General features: G+C 56.8%; 5 protein-coding genes. 4 read left to right on the top strand and 1 reads right to left on the bottom strand.

Annotated features, from left to right (window positions below; translation table 11 throughout):
- The first annotated feature begins 206 nt into the window (after window positions 1–206).
- Window positions 207–1727 carry a DUF4070 domain-containing protein gene (locus tag ENN40_09035; protein ID HDP95487.1) on the top strand — a complete coding sequence of 507 codons (1521 nt, stop codon included), beginning with the start codon at window positions 207–209 and terminating at the stop codon, window positions 1725–1727.
- Between the two features lie 11 nt (window positions 1728–1738).
- Here the strand turns inward: ENN40_09035 and ENN40_09030 are convergent, their stop codons facing one another.
- Window positions 1739–2146 (bottom strand): DUF2177 family protein, encoded by a 408-nt coding sequence (locus tag ENN40_09030; protein ID HDP95486.1) that lies wholly within the window; start codon window positions 2144–2146, stop codon window positions 1739–1741.
- A 167-nt stretch (window positions 2147–2313) separates the two neighbouring features.
- On the opposite strand from ENN40_09030, the gene ENN40_09025 reads away from it, so the two are divergent.
- The 3 genes from ENN40_09025 to ENN40_09015 all read left to right on the top strand — a co-directional run bounded on the left by ENN40_09025 (window position 2314) and on the right by ENN40_09015 (window position 4296).
- Entirely contained in the window at window positions 2314–2517 is a 204-nt protein-coding gene (locus ENN40_09025) for a type II toxin-antitoxin system VapB family antitoxin (GenBank protein ID HDP95485.1), read from the top strand.
- Window positions 2514–2936, top strand: coding sequence for a PIN domain nuclease (locus tag ENN40_09020; GenBank protein ID HDP95484.1), 423 nt, complete (start codon window positions 2514–2516; stop codon window positions 2934–2936). Before ENN40_09025 ends, ENN40_09020 begins: the two co-directional genes overlap by 4 nt.
- A gap of 151 nt (window positions 2937–3087) precedes the next feature.
- Complete coding sequence (locus tag ENN40_09015; protein HDP95483.1) at window positions 3088–4296, top strand: hypothetical protein; 1209 nt, start codon at window positions 3088–3090, stop codon at window positions 4294–4296.
- The last annotated feature ends 7 nt before the right edge of the window (window positions 4297–4303 follow it).

Here is a 4303-nt window from a genome sequence, read left to right as displayed (position 1 = left end):
CAGGGGCCCCGCCGCAAGTATTACCAGCTCACGCCCCAGGGCAGTGAAGTGCTTGACGAATTGACCCATACCATGGTCCTGCCCATGCTTCAGGCGCTCAGCCATTTGATGCAACTGCATTTCCCCGCGGTGGCCGCATCGCTTCTGAGCATGACGCAAACCAGCCGGGAACACAGCCTGGAAGCTTCACCACAGGTGGTTATTTCATGAAGGCATTGCTTGTTTATCCGCAATACCCGGACACGTTCTGGAGTTTTAAACACGCCATCCGCTTCATCTCCAAGAAATCGGTCTACCCCCCCCTGGGGCTGCTCACCGTGGCGGCCATGTTACCGGCGGACTGGCAGTTGGAACTGGTGGACATGAACGTCTCGTCCCTGCGTGAGCGTCACCTGGCCTGGGCGGACATGGTTTTTATCAGCGCCATGGCCGTTCAACAGAAATCAACCCGTGAAGTGATCCGCATGGCCAAACAGGCCGGCAAACCGATAGTGGCCGGAGGCCCCCTGTTCACCGAAGCCCCCGACACCTTTCCCGAAGTAAACCACTTGGTACTCAACGAAGCGGAGGCCACATTGCCCCCCTTTCTTTCCGACCTACACCAAGGTCATGCCCGCAAGGTTTACACCGCCCGTCAGTTTCCTGAACTCAGCCTCACCCCGACTCCGCTGTGGCACTTGCTGAAAATGAAAAAATACGTTTCCATGAACCTGCAATACTCCCGCGGTTGCCCCTATAACTGCGAATTTTGCAGCATTACCGCCCTTTTCGGCCGCCGGGTCCGCACCAAGAGCGCCGGCCAGGTCGTAGCGGAACTTAACAGCCTTTATGACCGGGGCTGGCGCGGAGGGGTCTTTTTTGTAGACGACAATTTCATCGGCAACCGTCCCGCCCTGAAAACCGAAGTCCTTCCCCCCATTATTGAGTGGATGAAACAACACCGCTCACCTTTCAATTTCAATACCGAGGCCTCCATCGACCTGGCCGATGACGACGAGTTGTTGACCCTGATGGTAAAAGCGGGTTTCGACCAGGTGTTTATCGGCATCGAGACCCCGGACAAGGACAGCCTGGTGGCATGCGGAAAAATGCAGAACGCCGGCCGTGACCTGGACTCCAGCGTCAAACACATCCAGGCATCGGGTTTGGAAGTGACCGGCGGCTTTATCGTGGGCTTTGACAACGATTCTCCCTCAATTTTTCACCGTCAGATCGAGTTCATCCAGAACAGCGGCATTGTCACGGCCATGGTGGGCCTGCTGAACGCCCCCCGCAACACCCGGCTCTACCAGCGCCTGCAACAGGAGAAGCGCCTGTTGAAAGGTTTTTCCGGAGACAACACCGATTTTTCCATCAACTTCCTGCCGCGCATGGATTACCAGGAACTCATCCGCGGCTACCAGCGCATCCTGCAATCCATCTACGCCTGCAAGCCCTACACCCGCCGCGTCCAGGAGTTTCTGCGGCAAAAGGCCCGCTGCCTGAAAAATTTGCGCCGTTCAGGGAAAACGCCCCCCCGCAGCAGTGTGCCGCTGCGTTTTTACCATATCAAGGCGGCCATCCGCGCCTTTTTCGTGCTGGGAATCTTTGACCGCGGCCGCAAGTACTATTGGAAACTGGTTTTCTGGTCGCTATTCCGCTGTCCGCGCCTGTTTCCCCAGGCCATCACTTTCGCCATTTACGGCTTCCACTTCCGCCGCGTATTCCACACCAGCCGCGCCGGCTGATCACCAAGCGCTTACAGCAGTTTTTTGCCGATCAGGAAACTGACGGCCGCGACAGACCCGCTCAGCACCATGCCCCAGATGATGTCCACGATCACGATCGGCATGGGCCAGCCCTTCAGGGTGGCCAGGTTGGTGAGGTCGTAGGTGGCGTACGTAAAGAAACCGAACAACACCCCCATCAGCAGGCAATGGGCAAAAGAGTTTTTATCCAGCCCCGGCAATACCGCAAACACCAGGATGCCCACGATAAACAACAGGTAGAAAATCATCGCCGCCGGCCAGTTGAATTTCGGCGCCAGGAAATCGCCCAGGTGGCGGCGGTAAAACCCCTTGGCCACGAACCCCAGCCACACCATGTCGATCACAAAAAACACCGGAACCGTAAACAAATAGAGCAGGAAAACTTTCTTTATGCCCATCACTGCCTCCCGCAAAACTATACAGGAAATATAGAGAAAAGTGGAATGGGGCGGTTCACGAACCGCCCCTTACCTCCTGTCACCTTCTTTTTAACTTTTCAACTGTTTTTCCAGGCGGGTTGCAATCCCACTCTTCACACATTAATATACACATATAGAGGTGTATTATGCGAACCAACGTGGTTTTGGATGATCAACTGGTGGACGAAGCCCTGCGCCTGTCAAAAGAGATCCGTACCAAGCGGGAGCTGATCGATACCGCCCTGCGTGAATTTATTCAGCGCCGGCGCATGAAGGACCTGCGAAAACTGCGTGGAAAAATCCACTTTGCCGCCGGCTACGATCACAAAGCCATGCGGGCCGGCAAATGATCCTGGCAGACACATCGGTCCTGATCGAATACCTGCGCAACGGCAACAGCCCAATAGCAGAACTGTTTGAACGTGTACTGAATAGCGAGATCCCCTGGGGGATCACCCCCCTGGTTTACCAGGAAGTGTTGCAAGGATCCCGCGACGCCAATGAATTCAATCGGCTAAAACGCTACTTTGATACCCTCCCCGTCTTCACATTGAAAAACGGCCTTGCCTCCTATGAGCGCGCGGCCCGGCTCAATATACGTTGCCGCAAAGCCGGTGTAACGGTGCGTAGCAGCGTTGACCTCTTAATCGCCGAAACTGCCATCGAGCATGACCTGTTTCTTTTCCACCACGACGCGGACTTTAACCGCATGACCACCGCCGTCCCGGAACTGCAAATCTTTACCGGACTGATCGGAACATCAGGCTAGTGACAAGGGAGGCCACGGGGGGCTCCCCTACGCCTGTCACACTCAAAGTTGAAGAGTTGGGAAGTTGAAAAAAGGACTCATTCGTTGAGCTTTTCTCATTCAAAACTCAAAATTATTCATTCAAAACTCTCTCATGGGTTATAATCGCCTCATGAAACGCGCATTGATTCTTTCTACCGTCCTGACCCTGGGCTTGATCTTCATTCTGCCTCGTCCGTCGTCGGCCTGCACCGGTGCCGTGGTTTCCGCCAACGGCAGTGCCTCGGGCCGGCCCATCCTGTGGAAAAACCGCGACACCGACTACTTTTCAAACAAAGTGGTGTACGTCACGGATCAGCCCTTTTCCTACATCGCCCTGGTCAACGCCCACGCCCCGGACGGGCGCCACGCCTTCGCGGGCCTCAACGCCGCCGGTTTCGGCATCATCAACACCGTGGCCTACAACCTGCCCCTGCACCAGAATGAAATGCAGGACCTGGAGGGAATCGTCATGGGCGACGCCCTGCGCACCTGCCGCACCGTAATGGACTTTTCCGCCTACCTGGAAACGCGCCAAGGGCCGGACCTGGGCAGCCAGGCCACCTTCGGTGTCATGGACGCGGCGGGCCGTGCCTGGTTGTTCGAAGTCCACAACCACGGCTACACCGTGCACGACGCGGACAAAGAGGCCCGCGACTACCTGGTGGTCACCAACTTCGCCCGCTCGGGTCCGAAAAACAAGGGCGCCGGTTACCTGCGCTTTGCCCGGGCAACCGAATTGTTCAACACCTTTCCCAAGGGCCAGGTGGATTTTGAAACCATCCTTACCCGTTTCACCCGCGATACCGGCCACACCCTGCCGCACCACCCGGATCCGGACACCTGGAAGCGATCACCCAAGGATTCACCAAACTGGATCTACGCGTCCGACTGTATTTCCCGGCCCTACACCTCGGCGGCCGTGGTCATGGTTGGGAAAGACCCCGATGACCCCAAATCCGTGGCCACCCTGTGGGCGATTCCCGGCCAGCCCATGTGCGCCGCGGCCCTCCCCCTTTGGGTGGAATCCGGAGAGGTACCCGAAGATCTATGGAAAGGCAAAGACGCCCTCCTGTGGCAACAATCCCTCGCCCTGAAAGCCCGCCTCTTTCCCTTGCGAGGCGGCAACCGCCACGAGTACATGAATCTGACCATCCTGGACAACGCCGCTGGAACCGGCATCCTCCCCCCCATCCTCAAACAGGAACAGGCCATCCTCAAAGAAACCCGAATTTTCCTCTCCCAACCCCACACCCCCGCCGAACTCGCCGCCTTCCAACGCCGAATCAGCACCATTGACAGCCCAACAACTGCTTCTCCATCACCACAAGGAAGACCCTGAATCCAGT

The sequence above is a fragment of the Candidatus Aminicenantes bacterium genome (genome assembly GCA_011049425.1).
In the GTDB taxonomy this organism is placed as follows: Bacteria; Acidobacteriota; Aminicenantia; order UBA2199; family UBA2199; genus UBA876.
This window is presented reverse-complemented; position numbering and strand designations above follow the sequence as displayed.